At 66.9% G+C, this 18,234-nt stretch carries 14 protein-coding genes; 5 read left to right on the top strand and 9 right to left on the bottom strand.

The features are described 5' to 3' along the window. A complete protein-coding gene (locus Q0817_RS15745; RefSeq protein ID WP_298590308.1) occupies positions 1-1,515 on the bottom strand; it encodes a relaxase/mobilization nuclease domain-containing protein in 1,515 nt (504 codons plus the stop codon). Further along, on the bottom strand, positions 1,512-1,901 hold the full coding sequence (gene mobC / locus Q0817_RS15740) for a plasmid mobilization relaxosome protein MobC (RefSeq protein ID WP_298590305.1): 390 nt from the start codon (positions 1,899-1,901) through the stop codon (positions 1,512-1,514). Before mobC ends, Q0817_RS15745 begins: the two co-directional genes overlap by 4 nt. A 214-nt stretch (positions 1,902-2,115) precedes the next feature. On the opposite strand from mobC, the gene Q0817_RS15735 reads away from it, so the two are divergent. Together Q0817_RS15735 and Q0817_RS15730 are read left to right on the top strand one after the other, a co-directional pair. Further along, positions 2,116-2,445, top strand: a complete 330-nt coding sequence (locus tag Q0817_RS15735) for a hypothetical protein (RefSeq protein ID WP_298590302.1) — start codon at positions 2,116-2,118, stop codon at positions 2,443-2,445. 35 nt (positions 2,446-2,480) lie between these two features. Further along, positions 2,481-2,627: a hypothetical protein gene (locus tag Q0817_RS15730; RefSeq protein WP_298590299.1), complete on the top strand. Its 147-nt coding sequence runs from the start codon at positions 2,481-2,483 to the stop codon at positions 2,625-2,627. A 209-nt stretch (positions 2,628-2,836) separates the two neighbouring features. Here Q0817_RS15730 and Q0817_RS15725 read toward each other — a convergent pair whose 3' ends face one another. Together Q0817_RS15725 and Q0817_RS15720 are read right to left on the bottom strand one after the other, a co-directional pair. Beyond that, complete coding sequence (locus Q0817_RS15725) at positions 2,837-7,816, bottom strand: helicase-related protein (protein WP_298590296.1); 4,980 nt, start codon at positions 7,814-7,816, stop codon at positions 2,837-2,839. Between the two features lie 113 nt (positions 7,817-7,929). Continuing rightward, complete coding sequence (locus Q0817_RS15720; RefSeq protein ID WP_298590293.1) at positions 7,930-8,319, bottom strand: TnpV protein; 390 nt, start codon at positions 8,317-8,319, stop codon at positions 7,930-7,932. A gap of 737 nt (positions 8,320-9,056) precedes the next feature. Between Q0817_RS15720 and Q0817_RS15715 the strand changes: the two genes are divergently transcribed. After that, complete coding sequence (locus Q0817_RS15715) at positions 9,057-9,827, top strand: hypothetical protein (protein ID WP_298590290.1); 771 nt, start codon at positions 9,057-9,059, stop codon at positions 9,825-9,827. Between the two features lie 174 nt (positions 9,828-10,001). After that, on the top strand, positions 10,002-10,433 hold the full coding sequence (locus Q0817_RS15710) for a DUF732 domain-containing protein (RefSeq protein WP_298590287.1): 432 nt from the start codon (positions 10,002-10,004) through the stop codon (positions 10,431-10,433). A 429-nt stretch (positions 10,434-10,862) separates the two neighbouring features. On the opposite strand, the gene Q0817_RS20110 is transcribed toward Q0817_RS15710, so the two are convergent. From Q0817_RS20110 to Q0817_RS15700, 3 genes are all read right to left on the bottom strand, one after another. Further along, positions 10,863-11,336 carry a restriction endonuclease gene (locus tag Q0817_RS20110; protein WP_366139885.1) on the bottom strand — a complete coding sequence of 158 codons (474 nt, stop codon included), beginning with the start codon at positions 11,334-11,336 and terminating at the stop codon, positions 10,863-10,865. Between the two features lie 501 nt (positions 11,337-11,837). Next, the gene (locus Q0817_RS15705; RefSeq protein WP_298590284.1) at positions 11,838-13,076 is read right to left on the bottom strand and encodes an ABC transporter permease; all 1,239 of its coding nucleotides are present in this window, start codon (positions 13,074-13,076) and stop codon (positions 11,838-11,840) included. Then, positions 13,076-14,029 carry an ABC transporter ATP-binding protein gene (locus Q0817_RS15700; RefSeq protein WP_298590281.1) on the bottom strand — a complete coding sequence of 318 codons (954 nt, stop codon included), beginning with the start codon at positions 14,027-14,029 and terminating at the stop codon, positions 13,076-13,078. The genes Q0817_RS15705 and Q0817_RS15700 overlap by 1 nt, the downstream gene beginning before the upstream one ends. Before the next feature lie 415 nt (positions 14,030-14,444). On the opposite strand from Q0817_RS15700, the gene Q0817_RS15695 reads away from it, so the two are divergent. Beyond that, positions 14,445-15,578 carry an excalibur calcium-binding domain-containing protein gene (locus Q0817_RS15695; protein WP_298590278.1) on the top strand — a complete coding sequence of 378 codons (1,134 nt, stop codon included), beginning with the start codon at positions 14,445-14,447 and terminating at the stop codon, positions 15,576-15,578. An 88-nt stretch (positions 15,579-15,666) separates the two neighbouring features. Here Q0817_RS15695 and Q0817_RS15690 read toward each other — a convergent pair whose 3' ends face one another. Together Q0817_RS15690 and Q0817_RS15685 are read right to left on the bottom strand one after the other, a co-directional pair. Further along, positions 15,667-15,906 (bottom strand): hypothetical protein, encoded by a 240-nt coding sequence (locus Q0817_RS15690; protein ID WP_298590275.1) that lies wholly within the window; start codon positions 15,904-15,906, stop codon positions 15,667-15,669. Between the two features lie 499 nt (positions 15,907-16,405). Continuing rightward, positions 16,406-17,944: an NAD-dependent succinate-semialdehyde dehydrogenase gene (locus Q0817_RS15685; protein ID WP_298590273.1), complete on the bottom strand. Its 1,539-nt coding sequence runs from the start codon at positions 17,942-17,944 to the stop codon at positions 16,406-16,408. Between the last annotated feature and the right edge of the window lie 290 nt (positions 17,945-18,234).

Here is an 18,234-nt window from a genome sequence, read left to right as displayed (position 1 = left end):
CTACAGCTCCATTCCGTGCTCTGGGCGGGTGTGGTCAACGTAGGGGCGCACCGTGGCGGTGGGTCCTTGGGTTTCCCGCAGCGCACCGCGCTCACGCGCGGGGCCAGCGTGGGAGGCCGAACGCGCCGGCGCGGAGGTCCCGACCTCCGGCAGAGGCTCGGCGACGGCGGCCAGGTGCTGCTCGAAGGCGTCGTTGATGAGCTGGGTCTCGCGCAGGTCTTTGTTGGCCTGGTGCATCTCGTAGAACGCCTGGGTCATCCGCAGCATCTGGTTCATGATCAGCGCCTGGGCCGCCGGGGACGGGGCGCGCGTGGCCGCCAGCAGGAACGCGGTGGTGCCACTGGTACGCAGCGGCGCCTCCAATGGGGTGGTGATCTTCACCCCGGATCGGTGCGCCGACCGGGCGAGCACGCGGGCGGTGCGTCCCAAGGGGCCTTGGCCGTCCTCAGTGGCATGGGACCACGCCGCGAACACCCCGGAGGCTTCGCGGGCCGCGTGCGCCCAGGACTGGTGGTCGTCCGGGGCGATGGTGACCAGCCGCCGGCGCACCTCTTTTAGTTCCCCGGCCAACCGTCGGGCGGTCTCCTCGTCCAGGGCCGCACCGGGGGCGTCGGGGTGCACGATGCGACGGTGCCGCTTGGCCGCCATCCACTCCTCGGATGCCTCTTGGGCGGACTCGGGGGTGTCCGGCCAGCGGGTCCGCAGGGACGGGAGGGTGAGGTCCTGGGCGAGCTTGCCGCCGCCGAACCACAGTGGCCGCATCCCTTTCGGTGGGCGCTCCGCCACGGAGTACCCGGTGACCACCGAGTCGGTGCCGGCGGCGAACCGGGGATGCACGAGCAGCTTCGCCCGGCGCATCAAACGGACGAACTGGGCCTCCGATTCGGCAGCCACCGCGCACGCGCGCACGGTGCGCTCCAGCGCGAACCGGGTCGGCTCCCGGGTGCTGTCCCGGACGAGCTCGCCCTGCTGCAGCCACCGTTCGGAGTGGTTGCCGAGCTGGATGAGGTTGAAGTCCTTCTCGATCCCCCGGGCGACCTTCTGCGCCCGGGAGAAGTCGTTGCCATCGGCCCACTTCGTCCCGTCCTCCCGGATCGTGGAGGCCATGATGTGGATGTGATCGTTGCCCTTGGTCGAGCGCCCGTGATGCACCGCAACCCACTGGCACGGAGCCTTGGCCCCAGCCTCGGTAAAGTCCATCTCGTCCATGAACCGGGCCGCGATGTCCGACCATTCCTGGTCGGTGACCTCCCGGTCCTGGTACGGGATCGACAACGAGCAGTGCCAGATGTGCTTGGTGTCTGCATCAAAGCCCAGCATCCGCCGGTTCAGATCCACCTCGCGGGCGATCGACACCGCGGCGTCCTCGTTGAGCTGCACATCGTCGTACCACGACATGATGAGCGGGGAGCCGCCCACCAGGTGCGGGTCGGTGTGCTCGTTAGACCGGCCCGGACCCACCAGGTACTTCATCAGCCCGACCGGCTTGTCACCCTTGGTGATGTTCGGGATCACGGCGCGAGCTCCTCGAGCTTCGCCAGCACTTCCTCACCGAACCGCCGAGCCTCACGCATCGTCTCGACCGCCTCCGGCAACACCTCACCGGTGCTGTTGGCGTGCCGGGCGATCTGGTTCACGTTGTTCGAGATCGTGGCCATCAGCCGGCGCATCGCTAGCAACTCGACCAGCTGGTTCCGCCGCAGCTGCACCGTCACTGGATCCGCCGAACCGAACACGGCCTCGACCATCAGCGCCGAGGGTGAAAGCCCGGTCTGCTGCTCCAGCACCATCAACTGAGCACGTTCGGCCTCGGACATGGACACCCGGACGTACTGGGTCTTGCCCTCGATCCGCTTCCGTCTCGACTTCCACACCCGACGCGGATTCTCCTGCTCCACCACAGCACCTCCTCTCCTTGCCGGCCCAGCGCAGCGCCCCCACACCGTGGGCCCCACACGACCAGTGTGCCACCGCAAAACCGGCAGGGCCAGCGGTGCACCCGTTTTATGGCACATAAAACATAGCTTTGCTCCGCTGGGGCACCACGGGTGCGAAGCGGCAGCTGAGCAGGCGTGGTCTCTGGAACGAACGGTGTGCGTCCGTTAACCTGGGGGCATGGCGAAGCTCACCGACCCCCAGCAAGCAGAAGAAGCCGCGCAGCGGCTGCTCAACGACCGGATGGACTACATCCGCCGGGCGATCACCGCACGCGGCGCCCTCGACGAGGCACGAGACGCGCTGAAGGAGGCAGAGAAGAACGACACCGCCGCGTTCCAGGCCGCCGTGAACAGCGGCGGCTGGACCGCCGACGAACTGAAAAAGATCGGGCTGGCGGCACCCGATAAGGTGCAGCGGGTGCAGCGCCGGCGGAAGACCACCCAGACCACCTCGGGCGCGCACTCCTCGTCCGCTCAGAACGACGGCGGCACTGAGCCGGAGCAGTGACGGCCAGTCGCTGGGTTCTCACAGCCAGCTACGGCGTGCTCCTGATCGTCTCCATCATCTTGGTGACCCGAGGCTCGAGAATCGGATTGTTCTCCGGCCTGATCCTGGTGGTCTCGCTACTCGTCATCTGGCGCGAAGCACGCCAGACTCGAGCGGACCGCGAGGTGGGCAACCGCGGCTGAGCTCCTGGCCCCGTGCCCACATGGGCACGGGGACCCCATCCGACCACCCACCCACAGCCGGCAGGTCACCTCCCCCGCGACCGTGGCACTTCCGTAACCGCCGACTGTGGACGGCTTCCCGCACACGTAGTCACCACGCAACAACGGTGCCCGCTCCCCGAATGGGGAACGGGCACCGTCCATCTGAACAGACCAAACAGAGCGAGTATTTACAGCTCCAAACCGCCCTGCCGGGGACGCTGCTCGTCGTACCGCCGCGCCACCTCGAGCGGACGCCCGGCACCGTTTCCACCACGCCCGGCACTGCTGCGACCCGCACTGGAAGCATCGGGGAAGTTGATGCGCATCCGCTTCTTCAACGCCTCCAGCTCCGGGTCCAGGGTCGGCTGCGGCGTCTCTTCCCCGCGCATCGCGCGCCCGATCCGTTCGACCTCCCACCGGGCGGCTTCCAGTGCGTCCTGGTGCTTGAAGGGCACGTCCAACGCCTCCCGGGCGTCCTCGACTTCCTGATGCGCGGCTACCAGCCGGGCTTCGCGTTTGGTCACTTCCTCGGGCAACTTCATCACCTGGTTCTCGAGCCGCTGGATCATCCCCACGCTCGGGTTCAATGACGTGGCGCGGGTGACTTCCACGGCGATACCGGGGGCGTCATCGATGCGCAGCTCGACCGGCGACGCACTGAGGTCGGCCAGGTTCCCTGGACGCTGCACGACCCGGATGTCGTGGCCACCGATGCGCCCGGCAACCCCGAGGTCGCTCTCCCCGCCCCGGGGCGGGCGCGAGGTGGCGTGCACCCCAGCCCACCGTTGCCACGCCTGCGCCGCGTCGGCGCGCTTGTCGTAGCTGGCCCCGTCGATGGTCATCCGGAACCGTTCACCGCCCACCTCATCGGTGGTCCGCTGCGCCGCTGCGCAGAGCACGGGGATCTCCTGCTCGAGTGCATCGGCGCGCACCTGGGCGGCGTCCTTGCGGAACACCAGCGAGGACTGGTTGCGGTGCCAGGCCCGGTTCAACCGCTCCAACCGGGCGAGCTCCTGATCGGCCTTCGACTTCTCCAGGATCAACGGATTGCCGCTGGAGATCGCCTTCACCTCGGCGAAGGACAGCGTGTTGTCCCCGACGTCTTCGATCTCGCGCACGTCCAACCGGCCGCGCATGATCTGGTCGATGAACTTCGACTTCCGCTCCAGGGTCTGCCACATGAAGGTGTCAAAGGACCCCCTCGTCACCACCTGCGAGATCGCGACCTCCGGGTTCTGATTGCCCTGCCGGATGATCCGCCCGTGGCGCTGGGCGACATCGGCCGGGCGCCACGGGGCGTCCAGGTCCACCAGGTGCACCGCCCTCGCCTGAATGTTCGTGCCCACCCCCATCTTCTGCGTGGACCCGATCAGCACCGCCACCTCCCCCGTGCGCGCGGCCGAGAACAACCGGCCCTTCTCCGCATCATTGCGGGCTTCGTGCATGAACCGGATCTTCTCCGCCGGCACCCCACGCTCAGCCAGCTGGGCGCGCAGTTCCTCGTAGACGTTCCAGGACTCCGATGGGGTGCCCAGGTCGCAGAACACGATCTGCAGGCCACCGCGGGTGGGGTGCTCCTCCCCGGTGGAGGGATCCGTGAACACGTCGTTCCGGTGGTCCTCGTACACGCGGGCCATCCGGTCCGCGGCGGCGCTGATCTTGGTCTCCGCCACAACCGAGCCCAGCTCCGGGTCGACCAGGCGCAGGTCCAAGGCGGCTTTGCGCCCGTCGGAGCTGATCTTGAGCATGTTGTCCTCGGTCGGAGGCACCAACCGGGCCTGGATCGCCTCGGCGCGGCGGCCGATCTCCCCGATGTAGTCCTGCAGCTGTGCCGAGGCCTCCACGGCCACCATGCGCGGCAGCCGCTTCCCGTCCTCCCGCACCACCAAATCCGGGGTCGGTAGTTGCAGATCCTCGGCGGTCTTCACGTCGGCGAAAGTGTGGAACATCTTCAACAGCTCCGGGACGTTCTGGAACTTCGCGAAGCGCTCCTTCATCTTGAAGCTGTCCCCGCCGGCCACCGAGAGCTCCATCTCGGACACCACCTGACCGAAGGTCGCCGCCCAGGTGTCGAAGTCGTGGATGCCCGCCCGCTCCAACAGCTCCGGGCCGAGGTAGCGCTGCATCACGTACATCTCCGTGACCGAGTTGGCGATCGGTGTGGCCGTCGCCCCGGTGATCACCCGGTCCCCGTGCTGGGATCGGAGGTACTCCACCTTGGCGTGCAGGTCGCTGGCGCGCTTGGACCCGTCGATCGCCGCGTCCTGGATGTTGGAGGCGGTGTCGAGGTTCTTGTACTCGTGCAGCTCATCAACCAACAGGTAGTCGATGCCGGTCTGCTCGAAGGTGATCCCCGGATCCGTCGCCCGGTCGGACTTGGCCTTGAGCTTCTCCTCCCTCGCCTGGAGTCGGGCCTCCATGCGCTTGATCGACATGGTGTCCGCCCCGCTGGCCGCTGCCCGTTCGTTGGCGGCCTCCAGCTCGGCCAGTTGGCGGCCCATCTCGGCGAGATCGTAGGCGGCCTTGGACTCCTCGGAGAGCTCGATGCGCTCGAACGCGGTGCGGGTCATGATGATCCCGTCCCAATCACTTGCCGCCGCCCGGGCCACGAACACCCGCCGCTTGTCCCCGGCCAGATCCTCCGAGGACGCCGCCAGGATCTGGGCCTGAGGGTAGAGCTGCAACCACTCCCGGGAGAACTGATCGAGCATGTGGTTGGGCACCACGATCACCGGTTTGCGCGCCATCCCCAACCGGCGCAGCTCCATCGCACCGATCACCATCTCGGCCGTCTTGCCCGCCCCGACCTCGTGGAAGAGCCCCACCGAGGGCTCCGAGAGCATCCGCGCCACTGCCGCCCGCTGGTGGGGCCGGGGGGTGAAGTTCTTCACCAGCCCGGGGAAGGACAGCCGTTCCCCCTCGACCGTGTAGTCGCGTAGCACGATGGAGTTGAACCGCCGGTTGTACTCATCCACCAGCCCGGTCGCCCTTCCCGGGTCCTCCCACACCCACTCCCCGAAGCGCTCCTGCATCAGGGACGCCTTCTCCTGGGCGGCGGTGGTCTCGGTGGCGTTGACCACCCGGCGGTTGCCCTCCGGGTCTGAGGGGTCCGGGTCGGTGACCTGCACCCGGCGCTGCTCCAGCAGCTTCTTGAAGATGTCTCCGGCCGCCATCCGCTCGGTACCCCAGTCGTTGCGGGCCGCGAAGACATGGCGGCTGGCCTTCACATCCCAACTCGCCCCGCTGATCCGATCCACCCGCGCAGCAGAGTCCCTGATGATGTGGCGCAAGAACTGCTCGTGGATCTCCGGAGACACCCACACGGCGCCGATCCGGGCTTCGATCTCATCGGCCCCCAGCGGGGCCGGCAGCACCGCCTCCAGTGCCGCGACGTTGGGCTGGAACCGGTCATCGGCGGCTGTCGCGGCTCGGGCGGTGTCCAGCTTCTCGCGCACATCCCCGGACAGGTACTCCGCGCGGGTCTCGTAGATCCCGTCCTCGCCGGGCACCTCGTAGACCAGCTCCCCTAAGGATTCCCGTGCCCCGGTCTCGTCGGTGCCCAGCAGCCGGGCGATATGGGGCAGGTCCACGGCGCCCAGCGTGTCCAGGGTGACGGCCAGGGCCTCATCCGGGGTGTCCACCCCGAGCACAGGACGGCGCGGTTGCACCTGCCGCTCCGAGAGCAGACCGGCCGCCACCGCGGTGCCCGCACCCTCGTCGAAGTGCTCCAAGCCCAGCACCAGCGGCCCGAACGGGTCCCTGCGCAGTAGCCGTACCGCCGGCGGGGTGACCCGGGCCAGGATGTCCGCCCCTGCCTCGTCGTACTTGCCGGTGCGGCGTTCAGTGAACCGGTTGATCGGCCCATATCGCCCCGCGTACGTCTCATAGTGGGCCGCCAGCTGGGACCTCATGGCGTCGAGCTCCGGGGTGTCCTCGACGTTGGCCGCCTCGAGGGTCAACACCGCCCGGGCCGCATCCCGCAGACCCAACAGAGCCCGCAGCTCGCCCTCCTGGGTGCGGGGAACCCTCAGCGGTGCGTGCACCCCCTCCACGGTGACCTGAGTGAAGCCCGCCTCCCCACGGTCGGCGATGTGCCCAATCTGCTCCTGCTCACCAGCCGGCACCAGGGCCGCGACCTCCAGGTCCTGCTCGCCCGTGCGTTCGGCCATCCCCCGCCCGGCGGCCAGGGCCAGTTCGGTGATGTCCGATAGCTGCTCGCGCAGCCGGGCCCCGGTGACCGCCAAGTCATCGGACCGCACGGTCAGCGTGGCGGAGCCGTACATGCCGTGGCCGATCACCGGCTCACCGAGCACCCGCTCGGGATGGGCGAGGAAGTAGGCGTTCATCCGCCCCTGCTGGCCATCCAGCTCCACCGGAGCGATCTCCACCCAGGACTGATCCAGCGGCTCCTCCCCGGGCAGGCGGCGGCGGAAGATCAGCACGTCGGTCAGCGCGTCCGTGCCGGCAGCCCGCCGGTGGGCGCCGGTGGGCAGGCGCACCGCACCGAGCAGGTCGGCGGTCTCGGCCATCTCCCGGCGGGCCGCGGGGTTCTGCGCGTCCAGGGTGAAGGCCGAGGAAATCACCCCGACCAGCCCGCCGGGGCGGGTCAGGGCCAGGGGCTTGAGGATGAAGTGGTTGTGCATCGAGTGCCCGGCCGCGTTGTGGCGGGGATCGTGCAGGGAATTCTTCGAGAAGGGGACGTTGCCCACCGCGGCGTCGAAGGTGCTACCGGGCATCCGGGTGTCGGCGAAGGACTCGGTACGGATCGTGGCGTCCGGGTAGATCGCCTGGGAGATGGCCGCGGTCACCGGATCCAACTCCACCCCGGTCATCTGGGCTCCTTCCGGGGCCAGGCCGATAAAGGTGCCGGCACCGGAGCCGGGCTCCAGCACCCGGCCGCCCTCAAAACCCAGCCCGGTCAGGGCGCCCCATACCTCGGCGGCGATCGCCGGGTCGGTGTAGTGGGCATTGATCACCGTGCGCCGGGCGGCCGCGTACTCGGCCTCATCCAGCAGCTCGCGCAGTTCGGCCCGCTCGGCCTCATACTCGCTGCGGGACTCGTCGAAGACCTCCGCGACCCCACTGGCACCCCAGGAACCCCAGCGGGCCAGGGTGGTGCGTTCGACCTCGGTGGCGGCCCGCTCCTCGGCCTGCAGGGTGCGCAGCACCCGCAGCGCTGCCAGATTGGCTCGGAACCTTGCTTGCGCCCCAGACGGGGCCAGATCGTCCTGGGTGCGGGGGACGAATCGCCCCGGGCCCACGGACTCTGAGGAAGCCGGGGCTATGCCTGTTCGGCGTCCAGCCGGGCCACCTCTTCCCAGTACTCCCGGTCCTCCCGGTTCAGCTGCTGCACGATCCGTAGCCTCCGCGCCACCCCGGACTCCTCCTCGTCCTCCTCCGGCTCCTGCTGCACCGACGGGTCCGGAGTCAGCATCTCCGCGCGCACGATCTCCTCGGCCTGCATCTTCGACGCGTTCAACCGCCCCACCTTCTCCAGATAGGTCTCCCCCACCGGATCCGGGCCGGCCAGCTCCATCATCAGCTCGCCCACCCGCTGCGCCGCCTCCTCCCCCAGCGCCTCGAACCACTGATCCGGGTCCGGGATCAGGGCGTACTCCGCCGGCGCGGTCGTCTTCCACGCTTCCTGCGCGAACTTGCCGTACGTGTTCATCACGAACCTCCTCGGGTTCCGGGAAGAGAAAGGCATCAATGCTCAGCTGCCCCTCAACTTGCTGTTTCTTGCGCGCTCTGGCCATGGGGCGTACTCCTGGTGCGGCGAATTGAACATGTTCACCGTATCCACAGCCCCGCAACCCTGGTGCCATCTTCGAGAACACGCACCAGCTAACCTCCATTATGTTGATATGTCAACATTTAGGTTGATCGCCTGTTACCCCCTCGCCCACAGGAGGGCCCCATCGCAGCGGCGCAGTCCCTGCAGTCAACCAGCACTTCAGCACCCCCTTGCTGTTCATCGTCATTGTGATCACCGCTGGTCTGGCTGAAAACAGAAGAACCGCTCCCGATGGGCGCGGTTCCATATCTCGCTGCTTCTTGGGCGCTTGCTACCGCGCTGAGCGTCATCCAGGGGCTACCAGATCCGAGTGCCCCGCGGATGTCGCACGGCAGCGGCTGGAAGAGCCCCGGACAGCGGTTGCCGGGGAGCCGCGCTCCGCAATTGTTACCTCGGGAAAGGTCTTGCACTGCGGCGGCTTCGTGTCTTGAATCTGCGGGGGCTTTTGCATCTGCGAATATAGAGCAATGACACCACCAGGACCCCCCGGGGACGGCTCACAACAAGTTCCGCCCCACCAGCCACAGCGACCATTTCCCGCGCATTTTGGCCATGGGTCGTCAACACAGACGCTTCCGCCTCAGCAGACCAAGGCGAAAAAGCAGTCGAACGTCGTGGGGCTCATTGCGCTGATTACAGCAGTGCTCGGCTTCATTTTCGCCTGCATTCCCGGTGCTCTCATCGTCGGCTGGATCCTGCTGCCGATTGCCTTTGTTCTGGGCCTCGTTTCCCTGTTCCTCAAGGACAAGTCCAAATGGATGGGCATCACCGCTGTGATCCTCTCGATCGTGGGAACGATTGTCGGAGTCGTCGTGTTCTTGACCGTCGTCACGACCTCTTTCGATGAAGCTCTCGGCAGCGGGAACACCACAGTCGTCGAACCGTCTGAGGACGCGGCTGCTGATGACGAGGCAGCCGAAGAAGACGTCGCCGAGGAAGACGCGGCTGCCGATGCAGGAACGCGCGAGGACCCCTACCCGATTGGCTCGGTCATCGAGTCCGACGATTGGCGCGTCGTAGTCAATTCCGTCACCCTCGCTGCCACGGACGCAGTTGTCTCTGCCAATCAATTCAACGAGCCGCCTGCCGAGGGGTCGGAGTACATGCTCGTGAATTACTCCACGACCTACTTGGGCGATGACCCAGATGGGCAGATGCCGGTTTTCGTCACAGTCGAGTACGTGACAACAGACAGTACGACGGTCAACAGCTTCGACAACTCCGTCGTCGCACCGGAGGCTATCGATACCACGAGCACGCTCTACACGGATGGCACTGCAACAGGAAATATCGCCTTTGAAGTGCCGACCGCCACGGCTGACCAAGGCGTTCTTGCAGTCAGTCCAGGCATGCTCGGAGACAAGGTATTCGTCGCCGTGCAGTAACAAATGCAAGAAAGAAGCAAAGCCCCGTTAAATTACCGAGAGCTAAAGGCCATCCTAGGCATCACATCGTGATTCATTGTTCGTTGTTTCCGGTTGGTAAGCGGTGGGCTAATCACTCGCGCTCTCGGTGCGCAGTCGTAGCATGTGAGCCATCATCACTCGCTGGAGAACCATATGAGAGCTATTCTTGCCGCCGTCGCGGCTGTCCTCGTCCTTTCCGGATGCGCCGCCGAGCAAGAGCAGCCAGCAACCGAGGCCTCGCCGACACCAACCGCAACAACAGCGTCGCTGAAGTCCTCGACAACCAAGCCTGCTCCAAAGACCACCAAGGCCGAACCGGCGCTCTCACGAGACGAGCAGATCGAACAAGTTTTCCTGGGTTCCGTGCGCGATGAATACCCGGAACTACAGTTCTCAGAAGACGGCGACCTGGTCTCTGTCGGCGAGGGACTCTGCCAGTTGTACGACGGCGGGGCGAAGACCTCGGACGTCAATGACTTTATTCTCACTGCAGCTGGTGTCGAATACACCCTCAACGAACTGGTCGCCATGCATGGTGCGGCCGTCGGTGCTTTCTGCCCTGAGCACATCGACAAGCTGGGCTGAGAGTAACCGTCACAGCCCACGCCTTCTACCAGGCGCATTCTGGACCTGATGGTCCAGCGTCGTGATGACCAGTGTCATTTTCCGGAGTCGGCTGCACAGAGTTCCGAAGTCCTCTGCACTGGGGGCTCAGGTACCGAGATCCAAGGCCCGGTGGAGCGACGAGCGGGCGACCTTGGTCTGGGGCGGTGCATCGTCGAGCCAATTGGCTCTTACTGGACAGGGGCCCTCAAGTGGCACGAGTCAGTTCTGGGATGAGTTTTGCAGCTAAGCCTCGTCGTCCGAGGTGCTGTGATTGAGACTGAGCTTCTCGCCCTTCACGTACTTCACTGCGATGTCTTCCTGATCGTCGGGATTGAAGCACTCAACTGCGTCGTGAGTCAGCTACATCTGCTGCCCAGAACTCCCATTCGGCCTTTATCAGGTTTAAAACTAAACCACCCTCCTCCAGTCCGAGCCCGCATGGGCAAACAGTTGGACTCCAAGCTCTTGGCCAGCACGCAATGCCTGGGGCGTAAATCCACGAGTTGAAAAGAACACCCGTGTTCGTCCCCTATAACGGGGCGCAGATGCCGCGCCCGCAAGTCGTTGAATGTCGGGGGCACCAATCGGCTTTCCGTGGTGCTTTACCTGCCCGACGACAGTCGGCCCCACCACATCTATGCCGCCATCGGCGCCACCGCTGGTGACTCTCGCGCCAGAGTGCCCATGGCGCACAAGCCATAAAGCTGCAGAACGCTCAGCAGCTTCCCACGACCTAGGGAAAGGAAAGTTGGTAACAGGTCGGACGCGTTGCTGGGTTGGCGCGGCTTGTCCTTTGACAACGCGTTCCTCTGCGACCTTTTTGTAGCGGGCAACCGCCTCTGGATCTGTAGGCGTCCATCGTTGCGCCCGCAACCTGCCCATATGAACCTCAGCTCGCGGACCCCGGATGAGGTACACAGTGGATGGCACCGCGCCAATCAGCGGAAATACGCCCATATACCAAAATGGGGCATAGCCGCCCGTTGCCTTGGAAACAACATCGACGAGAATTGTGACTACGCCAATAGCTCCTAAAACCCCAATTACGGCCCAGGATACGATCTTGTCGGCTCGGGTAAGATTGCGGCGATTCATGGCTCCATTATCCCGCATTCGTTCAACCCAACCGCAATAGCATCTCGCCGTAACCACTAGGACAGGGCTGCCGCATAGACAGGCAACTTCCGAGCTGGCTTGGTGGCCGTTATCCGGGCCTTCCGTCAACCACAGGACGCTCACACACCGTATTTCTGGTAACCCCACGGACGTCACGAACCACGCGCGGAGACCCCTGACTCCAGAAAGACCTCAGGCCCCGGGCGCTCGATGCACACGGGGCCTGAGCCGTTGACCGTCCACCAACCAGGAAGGCGGCCATGGGGGTTAATTCTTTGCCGTAGCCGGGCGCCGGCGCCCCAGGACAGTACGGGGGTTGAGCTTGTCGGTGTAGGCAATGGAGCCGTAGCGGAACAGCTGCACGGCCACCCGCAACACCAGCACCCCGAACACGAACAACTCGGCGATCACGATCCCGGCGGTGAGCGGGTCGAGGGTGCCGAAGCCGTTGCGCAGCATCGCGGTCACCGGGGCCGTGAGCGGGAAGAACGTGAACACCTGCACGATCAGCGCATCCGGGTCGGAGATGATGAGGCTGATGGCGTAGAAGGGGATGAACATCGCGAAAATCAGCGGCCCGAAGATCACCCCGGCGTCCTTGGCGGTGGGCATGATCGCCCCGATCGCCACCAGCACCCCGGTGAACAGCACGAATCCGCCGACCAGCAGCAGCAACGCCACGACCATGGTCCCCGCATCCAGGGGCAGCCGACTCAGGTCGAGGTCGGGGATGTTCATCCGGTCGCGGAAGAAGACGTAGCCGATCACCATCGGGGCCAGCAGCACCAGGATCTGCACCGCCCCGACGGCGAAGACCGCCAGGATCTTGCCCATCACCAAGGTGGTGGGGTTGACGGTGGTGAGGATCATCTCGGTGACCCGGTTCTCCTTCTCCTCCAGGGTGGAGTTGAGCATCTGGTTCGACAGCATCACGATCACCAGGAAGAACACCACCAGCAATCCCAGTGGGGCGATGGCCTCGGTGAACCCGCCGGTGACCTCCCCGTCGCGGAAGATCGTGGACTCCACGCTGAGCTCGCCGGCCGCGGCCGCGGCCAGACCCGGATTCCCGATCTGGGCCTGGGCTGCAGTGGTCAGCAGGGACTCGGCCACTGCCTCATAGGTCCCGTTGTCGAAGAGCCCCCGGTCGGCACCGGTGACCTCGATCGGCTGTTCAGCCGGGTCACTGGGGTAGGCGAAGTACGCATCCAGCTCCCCGGCCTTCACCGCCTCGATCGCCTCAGTCGGGTCAGTGGCGGGTTGCCCGCCGTAGCCGGCGGCCAACTCGTCCGGGATCGTCCCGGAGGCGTCCGTGTAGGCGAAGGTCACCTCGGCCTCTGCCTGAGCGTCCGCGGAGTCGCTGATCGAGGAGTTGGAGGTGAACGACAGGGCGAAGATGATCGCGATGACCACCGGCACCGCCAGGACCGCGATCCAGAACCCGCGCTTGCGCACGGTCCGGATGAACTCGAACCCGACGACCGTGGAGAGGTTGTGCTGCGCCATCAGGCCCCCACCCCCACGCTCTCGGGCTGGGTAGCGTCCTCGAGGCTGTCGGCGCCGTAGACCCGGATGAAGACCTCCTCCAACGAAGTGCGGGCCGTGGTGAACCCGGACACCGGCACCCCGGCGCCCACCAGCTCGGTCAGCACCGTGGCCTCATCGGCACCCGGCGCCGGGGCGAGCTCGGACACCTGCCCCTCCCCCACTGGCTGGCTGCTCACGACGGTGTAGTGGTGTGAAGCTGGTACCACACCGGTGTGGGTGACCCGGTAGGTGGTGCCGCCGAACTGCTCCTGCACATCTCGGACGGTGCCGTAGGCGTGAGAGGTGCCGTCCTTGAGCAGGATCACCCGGTCACACAGTCGTTCGACCTCTTCCATCTGGTGGGTCACCATCACCACCGTCGCCCCTGCGCGTTGCTGGTCTTCGATGATGTCCATCAGCAGCCGGCGGTTGACCGGGTCGAAGCCCTTCGTCGGTTCGTCCAGGATCAGCAGTTCCGGGGTGTTCATGATCGTCACCCCCAACTGCACCTTCTGTTGCTGGCCCCCCGAGAGCTTGTCCAGGCGGGCGGTCGCTTTTTCGGCCAGTCCGACGCGTTCGAGGTATTCCAGCGACCAGGACCGCGCCTTGGACTTGTCGAGGCCTTTGAGTCGGCCGAAGTAGGCCATGGTCTCGAGCACCGGCTCCTTCTTGTACAGCCCCCGCTCCTCCGGCAGGTACCCGAGCCGGGCTCCGTCGGCGGGTTCGAAGGGCTTGCCGTTGATGTGCAGGACCCCGGCGGTGGGCTGATAGATCCCCAACAGGGCCCGCAGGGTCGTGGTCTTCCCGGACCCGTTGGAGCCGAGGAAACCGAAGGTCTCCCCCGCGTGCACGTCGAAGGCCAGGTCGTCGATCACGGTGGTGTTCCCGAAGGTCATCCGGTAATCCTGAATGTGGACCAGCGGCTCACTCATGGTGTTCTCTTTCGCATACGTCCAGCCTACGGAGGCGCTGCCCACCGCCGCCGGAGCCTTGACTCTGGCACCTCAGGGGAATGCTCGGGCCAAGTCCGTGCTCCGCATGACACATCGGAGCCCTCCTCCTGCCCGGTCATCGGCACCAGCGGTGGTGGGGGCGTCCCTTCGCTCCGGGACACCGCGCTATCGCCCGGTGTCCTTCAGCCGGTCTCCTTGCACCGGTTATTGGTGGCAGCAGGCCGTTACAGGGCCGCACGAGAGCGTGTGGTGGTGACGTGCTGCGGCTGGACTGTCACATCCGCGGCCTGTTCGCTTTGGTGACCAGCCGGCAGGAAGATGAGAGACGCCTCGATCCCCGTGCCGGTCGCCTTCGTGATCCCCGAGATGACCCGGCCCCTCCCCCAGGAGCGACATGCCCCTCTTCCTTTCCGCCTCCCGCCGCGCCCGCGGCCGCACCGCCGCGGCCTGGACCTCGGCGGCCATGGCCTTGGCCCTGCTCGCCGGCTGCTCCAGCGCCCCGGCCGACCCCGGTGGCAGTCCCGCCACCACTGCGCGCACGGCGGCTGGCTCTCCCACGGCATCCAGCGCGCCTGCGAAGCCCGCGACTACTCCGGCGCGGACCCCGGCCGCGCCCGCGGCCGCCTCCTCCGAGGCTCTGACTGCGCTCAACGGGCTGAAGGTCGCCGCCCGGGGCACCATGTCCGACTACGACCGTGACGGCTTGTTCGGCGGGTGGATCGACGCCGACGGCGACTGCGAGGACACCCGCCAGGAAATCCTCAACCGCGACCTCGACGACGTCGTCTCCGCCGACGGGTGCCGGGTCGACTCCGGGGTCCTGGACCCGGATCCCTACACCGACACGACGATCAACTTCGTGCGCGGGCCGGCCACCTCCTCCGACGTCCAGATCGACCACGTGGTGTCGCTCGGCAACGCCTGGATCACCGGGGCCCGCAACCTTTCCCAGGACCAGCGCGTGGACTTGACGAATGACCCGCTGAACCTGCTGGCGGTGGATGGACCGACCAACCAGGCGAAATCCGACAAGCCCGCCGATCAGTGGCTGCCGCCGAACGTGGACTTCCGCTGCGAGTTCGTCGCCATCCAGATCGCGGTCAAGGCCAAGTACGACCTCTGGGTCACCGCCCCGGAGAAAACCGCCATGACCGAGGTACTCGCCGACTGCGAAGGCCAGGAGGTCCCGATCGCCGCGGTCCTCACCGACCTCGACGCCAACGTCCCGGCCCCGGCCGATGAGGCGCCCGAGCCGGCACCGGCCCCGGTGCAGAAGGCCCCTGAGCCGGCCCCGGTGGTGCCCGAGCCGGTCGTCCCCGAGCCTGCCCCGGTGGCACCGGCCCCGGTCGCTCCTGCCCCGAAGCCCGAGCCGGTGCCCGCGGCGCCGGCCGCCCCGGCCGCCCCGGCCGGGGGGTTCGCCAACTGCTCCGCGGCTAAGGCCGCTGGTGCAGCTCCGCTCTACGCCGGGTCCCCGGGCTTCGCCCCGAAGCTCGACCGTGATGGCGACGGCGTGGCCTGCGAGAGCTGAGTCCGTCCCCAACCAATACGGAGCCCCGCTTCTCCTCGTCCCAGCAAGGATCAGGAGGGCGGGGCTTCGCCGTGTCATCGGTCGGTACTCAGGAGCTCCAGGAGTTCCCGGGCTGCTGGGGCCGGCCAGCAGCGAACGCCTCGCGCACCGCGGACTGCTGTCGTTCGAGCGGGGCGGTCTCGGCCTCGGCGATCACCGTGACGAACGCCTTGGTGTCCTCTACCAGGGAGGTAATCTTCTCGGGGTTGTCCACTGCCCAGCTGTAGGCGGTGGCGTAGTCGACAGGCTGGCCAGCAGCCACGACGACACCGACTTCGGTGATCTCCACGGACACTGGTGCGCTCCTCTGCTGCGGTGAACTGCTGGGAGCTCAAGCGTAGTTGGCTCACCGGCACCGGCCTGGGGTGCCGCGCTGAGCCTAGGCGGACCTAGGTCCCTTGAACCAGTGACGGCGACGGCATGACCGGAGCGACTTGCCTAGCGATGATCGGCGCACGTACGGCGATCCGCACAACTTGGTCGCCTCGTCCGGGCATATGTTCCCAAGAAGGGCCTCGTCCTCACACAGCTCGCGGCGACCCCCCTCGGCTTCACATACACCCGACCGTGTCAGCAATGTGATGCCCTCATACCCGTGTTAGAGGCCGTGCGGGCCTACAAGAGGTGCCCTTACCGACCTCACCCTGTCCTCGCGAGCAACCGTTAATCGGCCATATGCAAAGCGGCAAGGGTCAACCTGCACCCACTGCCCACAGTCCACTTCAATTCCTGCAGCAGCCAAAAGCCGTGGGACCTGGTGTGCCAGGTCCCACGGCTCTTGTGCGTTCTCAGGCGGGGGTGCCGGTGCCGGGGGTCGGGACGGTGGCCCAGGGGTTCTCCACGCCGATGTACTGGGTGGTGGTGTACTCGTGCAGGCCCTCGGCCCCGCCCTCGCGGCCCAGACCGGACTGCTTGACCCCGCCGAAGGGGGCGGCGGCGTTGGAGATCACCCCGACGTTGAGGCCCATCAGGCCGAACTCGATGCGGTCGCCGATGCGCAGCCCGCGGGAGATGTTCTCGGTGAACACGTAGGAGGCCAGCCCGTACTCGGTGGCGTTGGCCAGGGCCACGGCCTCGTCCTCGTCGGCGAAGGTGACGACCGGGGCGACGGGCCCGAAGATCTCCTCGGTCACCGCGCGCGCATCAGTGGGGACGTCGCGCAGCAGGGTGGGCTGGAAGAAGTAGCCGGGCCCGTCCACCCGGGAACCGCCCACGACGACCTTCGCCCCGCGCTCAACGGCGTCGGTGACGAACTCCTCCACGGAGTCCCTCGCCTTGGCCTCGACCATCGGGCCCACGGTGACCCCGTCCTCCACACCGTTGCCCACGGTGAGGGCGGCCATCTTCTCGGCCAGCTTCGCCACGAACTCCTCGACGACGTCCTCGTGCACGAGCAGCCGGTTGGCGGCGGTGCAGGCCTCGCCCATGTTGCGCATCTTCGCGGCCATCGCCCCGGCCACGGCCTTGTCGATGTCGGCGTCCTCGAAGACGATCAGCGGCCCGTTGCCGCCGAGCTCCATGGAGGTGCGCAGCACGTTGTCGGTGGCCAGCTTCATGAGCTGCTTGCCCACCGGGGTGGAGCCGGTGAAGGAGACCTTCCGCAGCCGCGGGTCGGCCATGATCGGCTCGGAGACGGAAGAGGCGGACTTGGAGGAGACCACGTTGAGCACCCCGGCCGGCAGCCCGGCGTCCAGCATGAGCTGGGCGAAGTACTGGGAGGTCAGCGGGGTCAGCCGGGCGGGCTTGAGCACCATGGTGCAGCCGGCGGCCACGGCCGGGGCGACCTTGCGGGTGGCCATCGCCAGCGGGAAGTTCCACGGGGTGATCAGCAGGCACGGGCCCACCGGCTTGTGCGTGACCAGCATCCGCAGGTTGCCCTCGGGGGTGTCGAGGTAGCGGCCGTAGTCGCGCACGGCCTCCTCGGCGAACCAGCGCAGGAACTCGCCCCCGTACTTGACCTCCCCGGCCGCCTCGGCCAGGGGCTTGCCCATCTCCAGGGTCATCAGCAGCGCGAGGTCCTCGGCGCGCTCCTGCACGAGGTCGAAGGCGGCCCGCAGGATCTCCGAGCGCTCCCGGGCCGGGGTGCGGGCCCAGGACTCCTGGGCGTCGGCGGCGGCGTCCATCGCGGCCTGGGCGTCCTCCCGGGTCGCTGAGGCCATCGTGGCCAGGACCTCGCCGGTGGCGGGGTTCTCGACCTCGAAGGTCCCCCCGTCCGAGGCGGCCCGCCACTGGCCGCCGATCAGCAGCCCCGTGGGGGTCTTGGCCAGGACCGCCTCGATGCGGTCCTGCATGCCGGTGGCCGTGCGGGCCTTCTCCGTGGTGCTCATGTATCAGCCTCTCTTCGTCGACGCGCACCACGCCACCGGGCGCCGGTGCCGCTGCGCTGCGTCAAGGGGTTCGTCGGACGGGCGGGCAACAGCACTGGGGCCGTCCGCAGTTGGGGTTGGGCCCCCTGGAAGCCACTGCGGTGGAAGGGGCATCGGGCTTTGTACGTCCCGAGAGGATTCGCGAACCCGGTCATACCTTCAAGGATGTGCCTTGGTTGGCCGAGGCTCGTGGACCGACAGTGGAATGAGGTGCCGTGGTCAGGTGTGCCTGGCATCGCCGCGCCAGGCTC

This window comes from uncultured Kocuria sp. (genome assembly GCF_947500125.1).
Taxonomy (GTDB): Bacteria; Actinomycetota; Actinomycetes; order Actinomycetales; family Micrococcaceae; genus Kocuria.
The sequence above is the reverse complement of the archived record's forward strand: the minus strand, read 5'-3'. Positions and strand labels throughout refer to the sequence as shown.

What these genes read in the sequence shown, in the direction of transcription:
- Q0817_RS15700 (WP_298590281.1), bottom strand. Translation starts at nt 14,029, where the DNA reads ATGAGTGAGCCGCTGGTCCACATTCAGGATTACCGGATGACCTTCGGG.
- Q0817_RS15705 (WP_298590284.1), bottom strand. Translation starts at nt 13,076, where the DNA reads ATGGCGCAGCACAACCTCTCCACGGTCGTCGGGTTCGAGTTCATCCGG.
- Q0817_RS15710 (WP_298590287.1), top strand. Translation starts at nt 10,002, where the DNA reads ATGAGAGCTATTCTTGCCGCCGTCGCGGCTGTCCTCGTCCTTTCCGGA.
- Q0817_RS15735 (WP_298590302.1), top strand. Translation starts at nt 2,116, where the DNA reads ATGGCGAAGCTCACCGACCCCCAGCAAGCAGAAGAAGCCGCGCAGCGG.
- Q0817_RS20110 (WP_366139885.1), bottom strand. Translation starts at nt 11,336, where the DNA reads ATGGGCAGGTTGCGGGCGCAACGATGGACGCCTACAGATCCAGAGGCG.
- Q0817_RS15685 (WP_298590273.1), bottom strand. Translation starts at nt 17,944, where the DNA reads ATGAGCACCACGGAGAAGGCCCGCACGGCCACCGGCATGCAGGACCGC.
- Q0817_RS15720 (WP_298590293.1), bottom strand. Translation starts at nt 8,319, where the DNA reads ATGAACACGTACGGCAAGTTCGCGCAGGAAGCGTGGAAGACGACCGCG.
- Q0817_RS15695 (WP_298590278.1), top strand. Translation starts at nt 14,445, where the DNA reads ATGCCCCTCTTCCTTTCCGCCTCCCGCCGCGCCCGCGGCCGCACCGCC.